Below are 17,438 nucleotides of genomic sequence, written 5' to 3'. Positions count from 1 at the left end.
GGCCGTTTTCCAATGTCCGTGCGCATTTCGAACTCGCTTCCCGGAGAGCCCCATGCGAATCTCCCGCCTCCTCGCCATCGCCCTGCTCCTCGCCCTGATCCCGACCGCCAGCGCCCTGGCAGAGCCGGCGGGCCCCTTCGACACCGCCGTCGAGGCCGCAGTCGACCGCTTCGAGCCGGAGATCATCGAGCTGCGACACCGGATCCATCAGTACCCGGAGCTCGGCAACCGCGAGTTCAAGACCGCCGAGCTGGTCCAGAGCCACCTCGAGAAGCTCGGCTTCACCGGCCTGCGCACCGGCGTCGCCCACACCGGCGTGGTGGCCGTCCTCGAAGGCGGCAAGCCGGGGCCGGTGGTGGCGGTACGGGCGGACATGGACGCCCTGCCGGTGACGGAAGACACCGATCTGCCTTTCCGCTCGACGGTGCGCACCGAGTACCTCGGACAAGAGGTCGGCGTCAGCCACGCCTGCGGCCACGACATTCACACCGCCGTGCAGCTCGGCGTCGCCTCGGTGCTCGCCTCCCTCAAGGACGAGATCCCCGGAACGGTCCTGTTCATCTTTCAGCCGGCGGAGGAAGGCCCTCCGGAGGGGGAAGAAGGGGGCGCCATCATGATGGTCGAAGAGGGAGCCTTCGCCGACCCCCGGCCGGAGGCGGTGTTCGGCCTCCACACCTTCGCCTCGATGGAGGTCGGCAAGGCGGGCTACACGCCGGGGCCGGCCTTTGCCGCCGTCGATCACTTTCGTATCGACCTCCATGGCAAGCAGAGCCACGGGGCGGCCCCCCACCAGGGCATCGACACGGTGGTGCTGGCGGCCCAGGTGATCAGCGCCTTCCAGACCATCCGTTCGCGCACCCTCGACCCGCTGGAGCCGAGCGTCGTGACGGTCGGGATGGTACAGGGCGGCACGCGCTTCAACATCATTCCCGGAAGCGTCCACCTCGAAGGCACCGTCCGAACCTACAGCGCCGAGGCCCAGAACCAGGTCGAGCAGCGAATGAACGAGATCCTCCGCGGGCTGACCACCGCTGCCGGCGGCAGCTACGACCTCGAGTACGTGCGGGTCACCCCGGCCACCCTCAATGATCGCGACCTCACCGCGCGCATGGCGCCCACTCTCCATCGAGTGCTCGGCGCGGAGAACGTCGAAGTCATTCCGCCCACCATGGGCGGCGAGGACTTCGCGTACTTCGCCAATGAGGTCCCGGGCTTCTACTACCGCCTCGGCATGGTCAAGCCGGGAACCACCTCGGGCTCGCACCACACTCCGACCTTCCGCGCCGACGACAGCTCCGTCGCCGTCGGCATGCGGGTGATGTCCAATCTGCTGCTCGATTACCTGCGTGGGGCGACACCGTAGGAGCCGCGCCGCAGCCTACAGGACCCGCCCGGTCCACGACAGATTGGTGCCGGACTCGAAGCCGTCGATGAAGAGGGCCGCCGGAACCACTGATTCGTCCCTAGCAGCGCTGGAAAAGTCGCGAAGCGGACTTTTTCGGCAGCCTGCTAGCTCTCGATCCCCGTCCAGGCGGAGAGGTCGGCACTCTCGAAGCCGTCGCTGAAGATCTCCGCCGGCATCGGCTCGGCGCTGCGCTCGATGGCACCGATGTCACAGCCATCGCCGTTGGCGGCATTGGACACCGGGATGAGGTCGACGATGCGTCCGCCGGTGACCGGGTTGCCGAAGCCCCGCTGGTCGGTGCGCTCGCCTCGGCAGTCGCCTTGGTCGAGAAGCGGTGAGATGGGCCCCAGCGACGGCAAATGGACCGGCACCGCGAGACCACTGTCGAAGACGAGATCTCCGAGCAACGGCACCAGCGGGACGGCCACGGTGCCGACGTAGTTGTCGTCGCCGTTCGGATTGGCCGCCGGAAAAAGGGACGAGCATCCATCGTTGGCGCCCAGAAACGAGAAGCCGGTCGCGACCAGCTGGACCGCCGAGCCGCACGCGACGTCGGGATCCTCCGGAAAGGTGCTGTCGACATTCTCGGCCACGACGGTGTTCTCCAGGGTCAGATGGGTGGTCTGACTGCCAGAGAGACTGAGGCCACCACCACCGTTGTTGATCGGGTCGCCCGCCATATTGCGGAAGATGGTCGAGTGACGCAGGGTGAGCGAGACCTCGATCCCAGAGTTGGCCAGCACGAAGACACCACCTCCGGACTGGTCGGCGATATTGCTGCTCAGGGTGCTGCGCTCGATGACGGCGCTGCAGCGCTGACAGGCGAGCCCGCCGCCGGCGCCGGCCTGGGCCTGATTGCCGGCCAGAGTGCTATCGAAGAGGCGCACCTCCGACACCGTCGAGGCCTGGATGGCTCCGCCGCCGGAAGGCCCTTCGGCAAGGTTCTTGAGGAAGTAGCAGTCCTCGAAGGTGACGAAGGTCGACAGGTCGGTGGTGCCGCTGGTGGCGGCGACAAAAACCGCGCCGCCACCGTTGGCAGCGCGGTTGGCGACGAAGTCGACACGCCGAAAGATCGCCGATTCGCGCGGCGCAATGCGAACCGCTCCGCCGAAATCGCTGGTCGAAGACCGGCCGTTCGTCAACTTGAGGTCGCGCACCACCAGCAGGGCATCGTCGGTCGGCGAATCGAGCTCGAAGGGGCGGAATTGGTCGTCGCCGTCGATCGTCAGGAGGTCGCGACCAGGTCCGTCGATGCGAAGCGGACCGGTGATCGCCGGTAGCGAGTCGGTCAGAACGATGGTGGCCGGGAGCTCGAGAGCGAAGCCGATACGGTCGACACCCGAGCCGGCATCGCACTCCTGGTAAGTGGCGTCCAGGTTCGCCGCCAGGATCGCCTCGCGGAGCGAGCATTTTCCATCCGCGGCATCCATATCCACATCGGTGGTGACCTCCAGAATCGCCCCGGAGATCGGGGCGCTACTCCACAGGACAGCGATGAGAGCCAAGAGCACTGCGTAACGTCCGAGCATTGAGAACCTCCTTTTCCGGTGATGGCGGAAAAGGCAGCGAAGAGTGGACATTCGAGCGGTAGACTTTTACAGGCATAGGTATGTCTTGGAGATCGACCACGGTGCATCCTGACGATTGGGAGCGGCTCGCAACTCACTTCGAGGAGCTCTGCGCCCTGACGCCCACGGAGCGTGAACGCCGCCTCGCCGAGCTCGACCTCGATGAGCAGCTATCCGGTGCTTTGGCAGCCATGCTCGCCTCCCACGACGACGATCGCGGGCTGCTGGCGGAAGCCCTCGTCGAATCCTCGGGGAGCGAACCGGGTGCGGCGCAGCAGGTGATCGGGGGCTACCGCCTGCTCTCACTGCTCGGCGAGGGCGGCATGGGCGAGGTCTGGCTGGCGCAGCACGAAGACCCCGACTACCGGCGTCAGGTCGCCCTCAAGCGCCTGCGCTCCGGCTGGCGCAGCGCCGAGCTCCGCCAGCGCTTCGCCCTCGAACGGCAGGTTCTCGGGCGCCTCTCCCATCGCGGTATCGCCATGCTTCTCGACGGCGGCATCGACGAGCACGAGGTTCCCTACCTGGTCCTCGAGTATGTTCAAGGGGAGGCCATCACGACGGCGGCGGACCAGCTTCGACTGAGCGTCGATCAGCGGCTCGAGCTCTTCCTCGCGGTCTGCGACGCGGTCTCCTACGCCCACGCCAACCTGGTCGTCCACCGCGACCTCAAGCCGGCCAACATCCTGGTCGCTGAAGGCGGCGACGTCCGGCTGCTCGACTTCGGCATCGCCAAGCTCCTCGACGACGGCGGCGAAGGCCTGACCCGCACCGTCCAACGCCTGGCGACCCCGGAGTACGCCAGTCCGGAGCAGATCCTCGGGGGCGCCATCACCACCGCCACGGACATCTACGCCCTCGGCATCTTGCTCTTCGAGCTGCTCACCGGGCAGCGCCCCTACGATCGCCCTCAGGGCACCTGGAGCGAGCTCGTGCGGTCCGTCGAAGCGGAGGCCATGAAGCGGCCGGAACAGATCCTCGACGGCGCCCCGGTTGAGGTCGCCCAACTGCGCTCGACCACGCCGGCGGCGCTGATCCGGGCCCTGCGCGGCGACCTCACGACCATCCTCACCAAAGCTCTGCAGCGCGATCCGGAACGGCGCTATCCCTCGGTCGATCGCCTGGCGGAAGACCTGCGCCTGTTTCGTCAGGGACGACCGATCTGGGCCCAGCCGGACCATCTCCTCTACCTGGCCGGCAAGTTCGCCCGCCGCCATCGTGGAGCGGTGGCGGCCGCGGCCGCCATTGCGCTGCTCGTCATCGGCTTCGCCACCTATGCCTGGCAGCAGTCCTTCGTGCTCGCCGAGCAGCGCGATCAGGCGCGCTGGGAGCGCGACAACGCCCGCCAGGTCTCGGAGTTCGTCACCGACCTGTTCTCCGTCGATCCCTATGCCGACGGCGAAGGGCTGCGCAACACCACCACCCTGGGCGAGTTTCTCGAAAGCCGCGAGTCCGGCCTGCGGCGCCAGCTCGCCGACCGTCCCCAGCTACTGGCGGCCCTGCTCAGCCGGCTGGCGCGCTTCCACGGCAACCTCGGCCAGCTACCGCGGGCCCGCCAGCTCGCCGAAGAGGCCCTCGTCCTGCGCCGCCAACGCTCCGACACGCCGCCGGCGGAGCTCGCCTACAGCCTCGTCAGCCTCGCCACGGTGCGTCAAGACGAAGGCGACTGGTCCGCCGCCGAGGCACTGCTGCGCGAGTCCCTGGCGCTGCGCGAAGGGGTCCACGGTCGGAGTCACCCGGAGGTGGCGGAGAGCGTCCACAATCTCGCGATCGTGCTACTGGCGGCCGCAGAGCCGTCGCAACGCAGCGAAACCGAAGCCCTCGTCCGCCGTGCCGTCACCCTCCGCGAAGAGCTCTTCGGCCGAGATCACCTCGATACCCTGCAGAGCCTGAACGGCTTGGCGGCCTTCCTCCTACAGCGCGCCGAAAGAGACGACCTCGCCGAGGCCGAGCAGCTTTACCAACGCATCCTCGCGATTCGCCAGACTCGCCTCGGCCCGGATCACCCGAGCGTGGCGACGGTCAAGAACAACCTCGCCAACCTGCTCGACGACCTCGACCGCGAAGCCGAGGCGATCGTCCTCTTCGAAGAGGCGATCGAGCAGTGGCAGAGCTCCCTCGGCGAAAGCCATCCGCGGGTCGGCGTCGGCCTCTTCGGATTGGCCGAAGCGCTGTGGGACCACGGCGACCTCGCCGGCGCCGAGCGGGCGCTGCGCGCCTCCCTCGCCATCGACGAGGCTTCTCTGCCCGCCGGGCACCCTTACATCGCCTCCTCCTGGCTGCGCCTGGGCGAGTTGCTGGCCGAAGGCGGGCGTCCAGGCGAAGCGAAGACCTTCCTGCGCCGCGCCGCCGCGGCGATGGCGGGCGATGACCCCCAACGACAGCGCGCCTTGACCGCCCTCGAGCGCCTCGAGCCATCGGCAGACGGCCGATGACCGCCGGCATCACCCACTGGCTCGCCCGCCTGCGCCAGGGCGACGACCAAGCCCTCGACCAGCTCGTTCCCCTGCTCTACCAGGAGCTGCGGGCGGTGGCCCGGCGCCAGGTGCGCGGCGAGCGCCCGGAGCGCACCCTGTCGACCACCGCATTGGTCCACGAGGCTTACGTGCGGCTCAGCGATCAACATCGGCTGCTACCCGCCGACCGTCAGGACTTTCTCGCCGCCGCCGCCGTCACCATGCGGCGGATTCTGGTCGATGCCGCCCGCCAGCGCCTCGCCGCCAAGCGCGGCGGCGAGCAGAAACGCGAGCCGATCGAGGAAGTCCTGCCCTGGCTGCAGGCACCGGGCGCGGATGTCGAGTTGGTCGCCCTCGACGAAGCCCTCGAACGCCTGCGCGCCTCGAGCGCCCGGGCTCACCAGGTGGTCGAGCTGCGCTTCTTTGCCGGGTTGTCCCTCGCCGAAACAGCCTCCACCCTCGGCCTCTCCACCAAAACGGTGCAGCGCGATTGGCTGGCGGCGCGCGCCTGGCTGCGCTCCGAGCTCCTGCCCTGAGGGCCTTCGCCCGACCTGGTCACCGAAGGCTGCGCCCTCAGTCGACCTGCGACAGCCCGAGGGCCGCCCGCAGCACAGGTTCCTGCTTGACGACGTGACTGCCGCCGGCGATGGCGAAGACGCGCTCGCCGCGGGACACCAGGTCGATCAGAACCCGGGCAGCGTGGCGATCCCTCACCTCGTTGGCGAGCACCGCCAGGGCCTGCAGCCGGGTCGGCTCGGCGCTCGGGTCGCAGGCCTCGCGAGGCAGCTCGCGCCAAGGCCCGAGGTCACCGAAGCGCTCGTCCCACAGGCGATCGAAGGCAGCGAGATCCGGCAGCGAGCCTTCGAGACCGGGACGCGAGCCGCGCTTCTCGAGAAGGTGGCTCGCCAGCCGGTCGAGGGCGGCGCGGTCGCGCTCGCTTCCACGCTCGCTCATGAACACTCGCAGGGTGTAGAAGAGAGTCACCTCCGCCACCGGAAAGGCGGCCTTCATCTCCGCCACTTCCACCTCCCAGGTCGGCTCGAGGCTATAGACCGGCAGATCGTCGCGCCGCCCCAGGGCCGCCGCCTGGGCGAACTCGCCGAAGGCCGAAATCCCCATCGCCGGCGTCCCGATGAACAGGCCGAGGCGGTTCTCGGTGAGCGCAACGGTGGGACTGAAGGCATCCCAGCGCGCCGCCATCTGGGCGATCTGGGGATCCGTCGGATCGTCCGTATGGCGCGAACCGAAGTAGAGCAGAGCGCCCGAGGCTGCCTCGAGCTCCAGGATGTAGGGCCACTCCCTCCCCCGCATCACCTGATTGTGCTCCGCCATGGTGCGAAAGGGAGCCTGAAACGCGCCGACATCACCCGGCTGATAGCTCTCCAGTCGGCTCCAGCCCAAGAGCCAGTAAGAGCCCAGCACCAACAGGGCGAGACCGACCACCACGGCGAGCAGACGTCCCTTGGTGATCATGCCTCCCCGCCCTCGGCATCGCCGGGCAGCGGCTTCTGAGCGCGCCACACCACCCGCCACCCAGCGTCGTCGCGGCGCAGCACATAGATCTCGAGACCGCTCTCGCGGGAGCGCTCCTCGCCGAACGAATACTCGACCTCGAAGCGCAGGTGAACCACCGCGGTCTCTCCGAAGGAGAAGGTCTCGACAGACCGCACCTCGAATTCATGGGTCGTCGCCGCGGCGAGGTACTGGCGATAGCCATCGATGATCCCATCGCGGCCCACGATCGCCTCACCACCTCCCGGCGGCAGCAAAACCGCCGCCGAATCGAAGCAGGCCGCCAACTCCACGAGATCCCCCGCCAGCCAAGTCTCGTTCAGCCGGCGAACCAACTCCTCAGGCGTCCCCTTGCTCATCCCATGCCTCCCATCGAGAGTCCATTGACCACCCCGCCGAGGGTCCTCCTTACGTCCTAAATCATGCTACAGTTTCTCCTGCCGACACCGTCCGGTGCCGGCATCTACGTGTCCCCATCGTCTAGGGGTTAGGACACCGCCCTTTCAAGGCGGCAACACGGGTTCGAATCCCGTTGGGGACACCATTTCTCTCTTCCACCCATTCTCATCGCCCGCCCATGCCTGCCGGATATTCCGCCACTCCCCTGGCTCGCAAGCTCGGCTACAAGGAGGGCTTTCGGGTCGCGCTGCTGAATGCTCCGGAGCACTACCGGGAGCTGGTGGCGCCGCTGCCGCCGAGGGTTCGGATTCTCAGTCGGCTGGGTAGGGATCTCGACCTGGTGCATCTGTTCAGCGACCAACGCCGGGTGTTGGAACGACGGGTTCCGCAGTGCCTCGCAAGTATTCGGCCTGATGGCGCCCTCTGGGTCTCGTGGCCGAAGAAGGCCTCGAAGGTGCCGACGGACGTCACCGAGGATGTGGTGCGAGCGGTCGCCCTGCCGCTCGGATTGGTGGATGTCAAGGTGTGCGCCGTCGACGAGGTGTGGTCGGGGCTGAAGCTGGTGATTCGCAAAGAGCTGCGCGGCTCGCGCTGAATTTCTCCCTCTTCGGCCGACGGCGGACGGATGCTAAGGTCGAGTCGCGATCACGTATTGACACCGGCTCGACGCCCGCCGCCGTGAGCTTTCCCTGGGAGATTTCCCATGACCGCTCGAAGCTCGATCCTCCGTCTTCGTCCCTGCCCGGTCTCTGTCCTGCTGGCCCTCTGCCTGCTGCAGGCCGGCTGCTCCGCCGGCGGCCTCGCCGTCACCACCGTCGACGGCGATACCGGCAAGGTCACCACCACCCGCTACTCCAAGTACTTCGAGACCGCCCAGTACCTGGCCGGGGAGACCGTCGGCCTCCACGCCGTCGTCGACCAGATCAAGAAGCGCGTTCCCGGCGTTTACGACTTTCGCCGAGCGATGGGCCTGCTCGGCCCCGACGATCTCAGCGCCGGTGGCCTGATCACGCTCTATTTCCACAACCTGCAGCCCGAGTCGATGGAGATCGTGGTGGAGTCGGTGACTCTCGGTCGCCACAGCGCGGAGCTCGACCATCTGGTGACGGTACCGGCGAGCGGCATCGCCAAATGGGAGCCTGCCCAGGTTCCGATCTTCAGCTACGCCACCAGCTTGGCCTTCACCCTGAGCTACCGCCTCGGCGATGAAAGCCATCAGGCCGAGATGAAGCTCGACCGCCTGACCGTCGACGAGGCGAATCGGCGCTACGGTGGCGGTCGCGAGGCGACCTTCCCCTGGACGGCTCGCTGAAGCTGTCGTGACGGCGCGCCATGGGGAATAATCGCCCCATGGCAGCCTTGTCGCGATGGCCTCTACTTGTCCTTCTGCTGGTCTTCGTCCCGCCGGCATCGCTCACCGCCGACGAGCTGCGCATCGAGGAACTCGCACCCGGCGTCTGGCGCCACATCTCGTATCAGGAGCTCGAGGGAATCGGACCCTTTCCCTCCAATGGCCTGATCGTGCGCTCTGAGCGCGGCGTCATCCTGATCGACACCGCCTGGGGCCTGCCAGCGACCGTTGAGCTGCTCGACCGCGTGACGGAGCGCTTCGGCCGCATCGAGCTCGTCGTGGTGACCCACTTCCACGACGATCGGCTCGGCGGCATCGCCGAAGTTCACGACCGCGGCATTCCAACCCTGAGCCTGCGCTCCACCGCCCGACTCGCCGTCGCCGGTGGCTGGCCGCGGCCCCTCCACCGGGTCTTCCGCCGCGCCTCCCTCAACGGCTGGGGAGTGGCTGGCGAGATCTTCTACCCCGGCCCCGGGCATACTCCCGACAACGCCGTCGTCTGGCTCGCGGAGGCCAGGGTGCTATTCGGGGGCTGCCTGGTGAGAAGGGCTGGCGCCAAGGGTCTGGGCAATCTCGAAGACGCGGTGCCGGAGGGCTGGGCCGCCACCATCGCCCGCCTCGAGCGGCGCTACCCCCAGGCCCGCATCGTCGTGCCGGGACATGGCCCGCCGGGCGACTTCGAGCTCTTGCCCGCGACCCGCCGTTTGGCCGAAGACCACTCCTCCCCGTGAGCCCAAAGCGACCTCCGCCCTCGGCCCCGCTGCCGATCGATGGCGTCTTGCCCGAGATTCTCGGCCACTTGCAAGACGGCTCGTCCCTGGTGCTGCGCGCCCCCACCGGTGCCGGCAAGACCACTCGGGTTCCGCCAGCGCTGCTCGATGCCGGCCTCGGCGCCGTCTGGATGGTTCAGCCGCGCCGTTTGGCGGCCCGCGCCGCGGCCCGGCGCATCGCCGACGAGCGCGGCGCCAAGCTCGGCGCAGAGGTCGGCTACCGGGTGCGCTTCGATCACCGCGCCGGCGCAGACTCCCGGCTGGTGGTGATGACCGAGGGCATCCTGCTACAGCGCCTGCAGGCGGACCCCTTCCTGGAGGGGGTCGGCGCGCTGATCTTCGACGAGTTTCACGAGCGCCGCCTGGACAGCGATCTCGCCCTCGCCCTGGCGCGCCGGGTGCAGTGCGAGATCCGGCCCGAGCTGCGCCTGGTGGTGATGTCGGCGACCCTCGATCCGCAGCCCATCACCACCTTCCTCGGCGACTGCCCGGCGGTCGAAAGCGAGGGTTTCCTGCATCCGGTGGCGGTCGAGTACGACACCGGCACCGACGAGCTCTCGCCCTCGCCGCGGGAGATCGCTGCCCGCACCGCGCGGGCGATTCGGCGTGTCCTGGCCGACGACCCGAACGGCGGCGACGTGTTGGCCTTTCTGCCGGGAGTCGGCGAGATCGAGCGCACTCGCGGCCACCTCGCAGACCTCCCCTCGGTCGATCTGGTGCCGCTGTTCGGCAATCTCTCGCCGCGCGATCAGGATCGCGCCCTGCGCGCCGGACCGCTGCGCCGGGTCGTACTGGCCACCAACGTGGCGGAAACCTCGGTGACCGTCGAAGGCATCACCACGGTGGTCGACTCGGGCTGGGCCCGGCAATTGCGCTTCGACCCGGCCACCGGCCTCAACCGTCTCGAGCTGGTGCGTATCAGTCGAGCCGCGGCGGATCAACGGACGGGCCGGGCTGGCCGCCTCGGTCCGGGCCGCTGCCTGCGCCTGTGGAGCGAGCACGACCAGCGTGGCCGGCGCGAACGGGACGCGCCGGAGGTACGACGCATCGACCTCAGCGGTCCGGTGCTCCAGCTCCTCGCCTGGGGAGAGCCGGATCCCGCAGGTTTCCCATGGTTCGAGGCCCCACGCTCCTCCAGTGTCGGACAGGCCCTCGAGCTCCTCGGCCAGTTGGGAGCCCACTCCGCCATCGGTCTCACCGCCCTCGGCCGGCGGATGGCGAAGCTGCCCCTGTCGCCGCGCCTGGCAGCGCTCTTGATCACCGCCGAGCGAGGCGGCTGCGGTCGGCGCGGGGCTCTCGCCGCCGCTCTCCTGGCGGAGCGCAGTCCCTTCGCCAGGGGGGCGCGCGCCGCGGCTCTCCTGCCCCGTCTCGAAGCCCTCGAAGACTTCGCGGAAGGCGGTTCGGTGCCCTCGGCGGGATTTCGGCCCGGCGCCGCCCGCTACCTGCTCCAGGTGAGGGATCAGCTCTGCCGCACCCTGTCCCAGGATGAAAGCGAGGTCGAAGGTGCGGGGTCCCAACCATCGAGCCCGACCGGCCGGGAGGCCGATGCCCTCCGCCGCGCCCTCCTGGCAGCCTTTCCGGACCGCCTCACCGCCGTTCGGCGCGCCAGCCCCGGCGCCGCTCGCGGCCGGCGCGTCGGCGGCAGAGCGGTCGAGATCGAAGATCACGTCCCGCAGGGCCTGATTCTCGCTCTCGAGGTCCAGTCGCGAGCCGGGAGGGATGACCGACTGTGGCTCTACGAGCCGATCCCGGAGGGTCTGATCGACGCTCGCCTGATCGATGAGCAAGAGCGCGTCGCCTGGGATGCAGAGGCCGGACGCGCCAGGGCATTTCGACAGCGCCTCTTCCTCGGTCTGCCGCTCTCCGAGGTCGAGATCGCGGTGACTCCGGAGCAAGCGCAGGAGGCGCTGGTGACGACGGTCCGAGATGATCTGACGGGCAGCCTCGGGCTCGATCGCGACCCCCTGGAGTCCTTTCTCGCCCGCTGGGCCTGCCTGCGCCGCTGGCGCCCGGAGCTCGACCTGCCGGCCATCGACGAAGGCTTCTGGGAGCCGCTATTGCCGTCCCTTTGTCAAGGTTGCCGAGACCTCGGCGCTGTCGCCCGCCGACCGATCCTGGACATCTTGCGGGGCGCTCTGCCCTTCGATGCCATGACGGTGCTCGATCGCGAGGTGCCGGCGCGCATCGAGGTGCCGAGCGGTCGACGCGCCGCGATTCGTTATCGCGTGGACGAGCCGCCGATCCTCGAAGCCCGTATCCAGGAGCTCTTCGGCTGGCACGAAACGCCCACCGTCGCCGCTGGCCGGGTGCCTCTGCTCTTGCACCTGCTGGCGCCGAATTTCCGTCCCCAGCAGGTCACTCGCGACCTCGCCGGATTCTGGAACAGCACCTACGCCGAGGTGCGCAAGGAGCTCCAGGGGCGCTATCCCAAGCACGCCTGGCCGGCCGACCCCTGGAGCGCCGAGGCGACACCGATCCGTCGGCGACGCTCGTCGAGATAAAAAGAGCCCTCCCCCACGTTTGCCGTCGCGAGAGAGGGCCGAAAGAAAAGAACTGGGAGCTCGTAAAAGGGGGCGATCCGCGGCCTTGACGCGGCCCCTAATAATCCAAACTTGAGCATGACTCCGATTGCACCTGAATAGTGCCGTTCGGCGCTTGGACCGAGACAGCCAAGCGCGGCGAAGTGGCGAGCGGAGAGGAGCTCAGCGGGTGACGGAGCTGGTGCCGTCCCAGGCGGAGGTATCGCCGGTTTCGAAGCCGTCGCCGAAGATGCCGCGCGAGGCACGCACCAGGTCGACGATCGCGGGCAGGTCGTCCGGCGCCACGGTTTCGTCCGCCAGCGGACTCGGCGGCCCGGCCGACAGGTGGATGCCGATCATGCCGACGGAGCGAGCGCCGCTGGTCGGATCGACCTCGGCATCGGCGATCTCAGCGAGGGTCTCGCCGACGAATGCCGTCGCCGTGATCGCCACGGCGGGCGTCAGCAGGCCATGGGCGTGGGTGTAGATGCGTGGATCGGGCTTCGGAGCCGGCGCTTGCGAGGACAGCACCACGGGATCGAACTGGTCGAGGAACTCGGGCTCCTCGAGCAGGGCTCGCAGGTCATCGAGGTCCCAGCCAGCCGGCACATTGGTGATGATGCCCAGGCCGATGCCGAGGCCCTGGAGCCCGGCGACGGTGGCCGCGGCCCCGTCGCGCACGACGAACACGCCGTCGCCGCGATCCTCGACCAGCGTATTGCCGAGATCGAAGAACACGGCATCGATCGGATCGCCGATTGCGGGTAGCGTCACCAGGATGGCGAAGAGCAGTCCCAGAGCGTGGACCGGCCGCAGCGATCTTCGCGCCGCCCTCATGGCATCACCAGGTCGAGCCAGACGAGGCGATGATCGGAGGCTTCTTCCGCCAGCCGGTAGCCGGTCGCATCTTCCTCCTCGGAGGGCCAGAAGACCCCACCGTCGATCACTCCCAGGTTTTGGCGCGGCAGCAGATAGTCGACCCGCGAGCCGCCGAGGAAGGTCGCCGTCGCCATCCCCGGAGGTCCCGAGGGAGGACGAGCCTTGGGGCCGCCTTCGCGCAGGTAAGCGGCGAGGTGGGCGCGCGCTCCGGAGCTAACCAGATGCTCCACCGGATCGATGATGTCGCGGTGGTCGAGGAGCTGGGAGATTGCGGTGCGGCCGTCATAGAGCGAGGTTTCTTCGTTGGGCCGGGCGTTGAGGTCGCCCACGATCACGAACGGCGCCGCGGAGGCGAAACCGCCGCTCCGTCCCTGGTCGTCGACCAGGGCTTCGACCCCTTCCAGGTAATCCACCCAGAGCTTGATCTCGTCGAAGTTTCGGCGACCGTTGCGATCCTCGTCGCCATCGAAGGCCGGCGGCGTTGGGTGACTGATCCAGAGATGCAAGCGCTTCTCGCCGACCTCGATCGGTAAATCCCAATGGGACTTGCTCGACAGCCGCAGGCGCTCGACCGCTGGCGCCGAGTAGAAGTCCTTCGGCAGGTGGTTCCCGGGAAGATAGCGCCAGGGGAAATTCTGGAAGGTGCGCGCATCGTCGCCGGCGATCGGGTAGCGCGACAAAACCGCCATCGAGTACTGCCCTGGATAGGTGCCGAAGCCGTAGCTGTCGCCGCCGTGCTGGCGCGTACCGACATCCTCGGCGGTGGCGACCTGGCCGTCGCCATCGAGATCGATGCCGGAGAGGCGACCGGTATTGCAGGGCGCCGCATAGGCGTAGGGCAGCGAGACCTGCTCGCCCAGAAAGGCCTCGGCGAAGCGCCGGGCGTTGGCGGCCAGGTCGTCCGGCCGGGACAGATCGTGGTCGATCTCCTGCAGCACCAAAATGTCCGGCTGGATCCGCCCGATGATCTCCGCCGCGGCGCGCAGTTGCTCGCCGCTGGCGTCGGCGAGGGCTTGCGTCGACAGCTCCTTGATATTGAACAGGGCGACGCGAATCGGAACCGCCGGCGAATCGACCACCGCAGCCTCCTCCGTCGAATCCGAACCGGCACAGGCGACGACCAGCAGCGAGAGCGTCAGAGAGAGCGACGCGAATGTCTTCATGGTGAACGAATTCTACTGTGTCGATGGTCTCGAAAACACCATTGGACACTCGCCGCCCGGCGTCGGTACACTCCCCGACTTATGAGCCAACAGAACGATCAGGGAGCTCCGGGGGCCACCGGCATCGCCGCGATCGGACTCTGCCTACCACCACTCGCCTTGCCGGTCGAGGAGCTGGCGCGGCTGCGCAATGTCGACCCGAACAAGTACACCCTCGGCCTCGGCTGCCGGGAAATGGCCCTGTGTCCGACCGACTACGGAGTCGTCGACCTCGCCACCACCGCCGCTCGCCGCGCCCTCGAGCGCTGGGGCGGCGACCCGGCCGAAATCGCTCTGTTGGCGGTGGGCACCGAGACCGCGATGGACATGAGCCGTCCCCTGAGCGCCTGGGTGGCCGATGGCCTCGGCCTTTCCGGGGCGGTACGGTCCTACGAAGTCAAGCACGCCTGCTACGGCGGCACTCTCGCCCTGCGTCAGGGAACCGAGTGGCGCCTCTCCGGTGCCTCCGGCGGCAAGGCGGCGCTGGTGATCGCCGCCGACATCGCCCTCTACGCACCGGGCGACCCCGGCGAGCCCACCCAGGGCGCCGGCGCCGTCGCGATGGTGATCGACGAGCCCCGTGTCGCCGCCATCGAAACCGCTTCCTTTCCCTACAGCGAGCCGGCCTTCGACTTCTGGCGTCCGGTGGGACAGGCCTTTCCCAATGTCGAAGGGCCGTTGAGCCTCGACTGCTACCGGCGCGCCGCCGAAGCCTGCTTCCGCGCCTACATCGGTGACGGCGAAGCGCGCCAGGCCCTCGGGGATCTCGACGCGCTATGCTTCCACGTGCCGTTCCCCAAGATGGTCAAGAAGGCGGTGGCCCAGATCGGCGAAGCGCTCGGTCTTTCGGAAACCGAGACGGAGCAGCTCTTCCGCGACAAGGTCGATCCCACGATGGGCTGGAATCGCGCCTGCGGCAACGCCTACACGGCGAGCCTGTGGATCGCCGTCGCCGAAGCCCTCGCCGGCCTCGATCCGGGGAAACGCATCGCTGCCTTCTCCTATGGCTCCGGCTTCGGTGCCGAGCTCCTGACGCTGGTCGCCGGCCCGGCGGCGGCGGAAGGCGCCTGGCGGCAGGACATCACGGCGGACCTCGCCCAGCGACGCCACATCGATGCCGACGAATACACCCGACTGCGCGCCTGAGAAAAGACCATGAGCCTTCGACCACTGCTCGCCGCGCTGACGCTTCTGGGCCTGCTCGCCGCCTGCGGCCCGGGAACGCCCCCTGCCTCCGAAGGAACCACCACCATGAACGAAATCGCCGAAGGCTATGTCCGCCTGGTGCTCGCCGTCGGTCGCCATGATGCCGACTTCGTCGATGCCTATTACGGACCCAGCGAGTGGCGCCAGGAGGCGGACCAGGGCGAGCCTCGACCTCTCACCGAGCTCGCCGACACGGCTCGGGCACTGCGCGACGAGGTCCGACGGCTCCCTGCCCCCTCCGAGGAAGTGGATCAGCGCCGGCAGAGCTTTTTCGATCTCCAACTGCGCGCCATCGAGACCCGCATCGCCATGCTCGCCGGCGAGCGGAAGAGCTTCGACCAGGAGTCGGAGCTGCTCTACGATGCCGTCGCGCCCCATCACGAAGAAGCCCACTTCGCCGAGATCCTGACCCAGCTCGAGGGCCGCCTGCCGGGCGCCGGCAGCCTGACGGAGCGTTTCGCCGCCTGGCGCAAGGCCTTCGAGATTCCCCCGGAGAAGCTTCCGGCGGTGTTCGATGCCGCCATCCAGGAGTGTCGTCGGCGCACCGCCCAGTACCTCGAGCTGCCGGCCGGCGAGAGCTTCGAGGTCGAGTACGTGTCGGACCAGCCGTGGAGCGCCTACAACTGGTACCAGGGCGGCTTCAAGAGCCTGATCCAGGTCAATACCGACCTGCCGATCACCATCGACCGCGCCGTCGACCTGGCCTGCCACGAGGGCTACCCCGGCCATCACGTCTACAACCTGCTGCTCGAGCGCGATCTGGTGATCGCCCGCGGCTGGCGCGAGCTGTCGGTCTATCCGCTGTTCTCGCCGATGTCCCTGATCGCCGAAGGGACGGCCAACTTCGGCATCGAGGTGGCCTTCCCGGGCGCCGAGCGAACCGCCTTCGAGCGCGACGTGCTCTACCCCCTCGCCGGCCTCGATCCGGAGCGTGCCGGCGAGTTCGCGGAGGTCGCCGAGCTGGTGTCTGGCCTGTCCTACGCCGGCAACGAAGCGGCGCGCCGCTATCTCGACGGCGAGATCGACGCCGCCGGCGCCGCCGACTGGCTGGAGCGCTTCGCGATGTACGACCGGCCGCGCGCCGAGCAGCGGGTGCGCTTTGTCGACCGCTATCGCAGCTATGTCATCAACTACAACCTGGGACGCGACCTGGTGCGCCAGTTCGTCGAGTCCCAGGGCGGCACCGTCGAGGCGCCGGAGCGCCGCTGGGAGGTCTTCGAGTCGCTCCTCAACTCGCCTCGCACCGCCTCCGCCCTGCTGCCGGTGGCCTCGGCCCATGGCTGAGCGCACGGTCTACCTGATCGACGCCAGCCCCTACATCTTCCGGGCATTTTTCTCCCTGCCCGAGTCGATGACCGATCGCGACGGCCAGCCGGTCAACGCGATCTACGGCTTCGCCTCTTTCTTGCTCCGGCTGTTCACCGAGGAAGAGCCCAGCCACCTGGCCTGCAACTTCGACGGCCGCCTGTCGGCGAGCTTCCGCAGTGAGATCTACCCGCCCTACAAGGCGCAGCGCGACGCCCCGCCGGAGTCCCTGAAAGCCCAGGTCGCGCGCTGTCGCGAGATCGCCGAGGCGCTGGGCGTCAAGACCTTCATCGACAACTCCCTCGAGGCCGACGACCTGTGCGGCATCCTGGCCCGCCAGATGACCGCCGCCGGCCACCGCGCCGTGGTGGTGACCTCCGACAAGGACCTCGCCCAACTGGTCGACGATCAGGTCGAGCTGTTCGATTTCGCCAAGGGCCAGCGTTATGGACCCGCCGAGGTCGAGGAGAAGTTCGGCGTACCGCCCCAGCACATTCAGGACTTTCTGGCCCTCGCCGGCGACACGGTGGACAACATTCCCGGCGTGCCGGGGATCGGCAAGAAGTCGGCGGCGGCGCTGATTCAGGCCCTCGGCGGCGTCGAAGAGATCTATCGCCGCCTCGACGAGGTGCCGTCCTTGCCCCTGCGCGGAGCCGCCTCCCTCGAGCGCAAGCTGCGCGAGCACCGCGACCAGGCCGAGCTGTCCCTGCGGCTGGCGACCATTCTCGATCAGGGCCCGGTGTCCGCCAGCCTCGACGATCTCGAGCTACGCGGCGCCCGGCGAGAGCTCATCGACCCGCTGTTCGAAAGCCTCGGCTTCGGCACCATCCGGGAGCGCATCCCGCACTGGGCCGACGACTGACGAATCA

General features: G+C 68.4%; 15 protein-coding genes and 1 tRNA gene. 11 read left to right on the top strand and 5 right to left on the bottom strand.

The features are described 5' to 3' along the window. Window positions 1-52 precede the first annotated feature (52 nt). Window positions 53-1,363 (top strand): amidohydrolase, encoded by a 1,311-nt coding sequence (locus AAF604_00155; GenBank protein ID MEM7048034.1) that lies wholly within the window; start codon window positions 53-55, stop codon window positions 1,361-1,363. A 146-nt stretch (window positions 1,364-1,509) separates the two neighbouring features. Here the strand turns inward: AAF604_00155 and AAF604_00150 are convergent, their stop codons facing one another. Continuing rightward, window positions 1,510-2,934, bottom strand: coding sequence for a CSLREA domain-containing protein (locus AAF604_00150; protein ID MEM7048033.1), 1,425 nt, complete (start codon window positions 2,932-2,934; stop codon window positions 1,510-1,512). A 101-nt stretch (window positions 2,935-3,035) separates the two neighbouring features. Here AAF604_00150 and AAF604_00145 point away from each other — a divergent pair, with 101 nt between their 5' ends. Next, on the top strand, window positions 3,036-5,405 hold the full coding sequence (locus AAF604_00145) for a serine/threonine-protein kinase (GenBank protein MEM7048032.1): 2,370 nt from the start codon (window positions 3,036-3,038) through the stop codon (window positions 5,403-5,405). Continuing rightward, window positions 5,402-5,962, top strand: a complete 561-nt coding sequence (locus AAF604_00140) for an ECF-type sigma factor (GenBank protein ID MEM7048031.1) — start codon at window positions 5,402-5,404, stop codon at window positions 5,960-5,962. Before AAF604_00145 ends, AAF604_00140 begins: the two co-directional genes overlap by 4 nt. Before the next feature lie 37 nt (window positions 5,963-5,999). Here AAF604_00140 and AAF604_00135 read toward each other — a convergent pair whose 3' ends face one another. Together AAF604_00135 and AAF604_00130 are read right to left on the bottom strand one after the other, a co-directional pair. Continuing rightward, window positions 6,000-6,899 (bottom strand): hypothetical protein, encoded by a 900-nt coding sequence (locus AAF604_00135; protein ID MEM7048030.1) that lies wholly within the window; start codon window positions 6,897-6,899, stop codon window positions 6,000-6,002. Beyond that, complete coding sequence (locus tag AAF604_00130) at window positions 6,896-7,297, bottom strand: nuclear transport factor 2 family protein (GenBank protein MEM7048029.1); 402 nt, start codon at window positions 7,295-7,297, stop codon at window positions 6,896-6,898. The genes AAF604_00135 and AAF604_00130 overlap by 4 nt, the downstream gene beginning before the upstream one ends. A gap of 110 nt (window positions 7,298-7,407) precedes the next feature. Here AAF604_00130 and AAF604_00125 point away from each other — a divergent pair. From AAF604_00125 to hrpB, 5 genes are all read left to right on the top strand, one after another. Further along, window positions 7,408-7,482 (top strand) — tRNA-Glu (locus tag AAF604_00125). Between the two features lie 33 nt (window positions 7,483-7,515). Further along, window positions 7,516-7,932 carry a DUF3052 domain-containing protein gene (locus AAF604_00120; protein ID MEM7048028.1) on the top strand — a complete coding sequence of 139 codons (417 nt, stop codon included), beginning with the start codon at window positions 7,516-7,518 and terminating at the stop codon, window positions 7,930-7,932. 108 nt (window positions 7,933-8,040) lie between these two features. Further along, window positions 8,041-8,649: a hypothetical protein gene (locus AAF604_00115; GenBank protein MEM7048027.1), complete on the top strand. Its 609-nt coding sequence runs from the start codon at window positions 8,041-8,043 to the stop codon at window positions 8,647-8,649. A gap of 38 nt (window positions 8,650-8,687) precedes the next feature. Further along, entirely contained in the window at window positions 8,688-9,419 is a 732-nt protein-coding gene (bla, locus tag AAF604_00110; GenBank protein ID MEM7048026.1) for a subclass B1 metallo-beta-lactamase, read from the top strand. Then, window positions 9,416-11,959, top strand: coding sequence for an ATP-dependent helicase HrpB (gene hrpB, locus AAF604_00105; GenBank protein MEM7048025.1), 2,544 nt, complete (start codon window positions 9,416-9,418; stop codon window positions 11,957-11,959). Before bla ends, hrpB begins: the two co-directional genes overlap by 4 nt. Before the next feature lie 201 nt (window positions 11,960-12,160). On the opposite strand, the gene AAF604_00100 is transcribed toward hrpB, so the two are convergent. Next, window positions 12,161-12,814 carry a hypothetical protein gene (locus tag AAF604_00100; protein ID MEM7048024.1) on the bottom strand — a complete coding sequence of 218 codons (654 nt, stop codon included), beginning with the start codon at window positions 12,812-12,814 and terminating at the stop codon, window positions 12,161-12,163. Continuing rightward, on the bottom strand, window positions 12,811-14,019 hold the full coding sequence (locus AAF604_00095; protein ID MEM7048023.1) for an endonuclease/exonuclease/phosphatase family protein: 1,209 nt from the start codon (window positions 14,017-14,019) through the stop codon (window positions 12,811-12,813). Before AAF604_00095 ends, AAF604_00100 begins: the two co-directional genes overlap by 4 nt. 81 nt (window positions 14,020-14,100) lie before the next feature. Between AAF604_00095 and AAF604_00090 the strand changes: the two genes are divergently transcribed. The 3 genes from AAF604_00090 to AAF604_00080 are packed head-to-tail and all read left to right on the top strand — an operon-like array spanning window position 14,101 to window position 17,431. Continuing rightward, on the top strand, window positions 14,101-15,204 hold the full coding sequence (locus AAF604_00090) for a hydroxymethylglutaryl-CoA synthase (GenBank protein ID MEM7048022.1): 1,104 nt from the start codon (window positions 14,101-14,103) through the stop codon (window positions 15,202-15,204). A 9-nt stretch (window positions 15,205-15,213) separates the two neighbouring features. After that, the gene (locus AAF604_00085; protein MEM7048021.1) at window positions 15,214-16,548 is read left to right on the top strand and encodes a hypothetical protein; all 1,335 of its coding nucleotides are present in this window, start codon (window positions 15,214-15,216) and stop codon (window positions 16,546-16,548) included. After that, the gene (locus AAF604_00080) at window positions 16,541-17,431 is read left to right on the top strand and encodes a 5'-3' exonuclease H3TH domain-containing protein (GenBank protein ID MEM7048020.1); all 891 of its coding nucleotides are present in this window, start codon (window positions 16,541-16,543) and stop codon (window positions 17,429-17,431) included. Before AAF604_00085 ends, AAF604_00080 begins: the two co-directional genes overlap by 8 nt. Window positions 17,432-17,438 lie beyond the last annotated feature (7 nt).

This window comes from Acidobacteriota bacterium, assembly GCA_039028635.1.
Classification (GTDB): domain Bacteria; phylum Acidobacteriota; class Thermoanaerobaculia; order Multivoradales; family JBCCEF01; genus JBCCEF01.
Note: the sequence above shows the minus strand (reverse complement) of the source record. Positions and strands in the feature narration are given on the sequence as shown.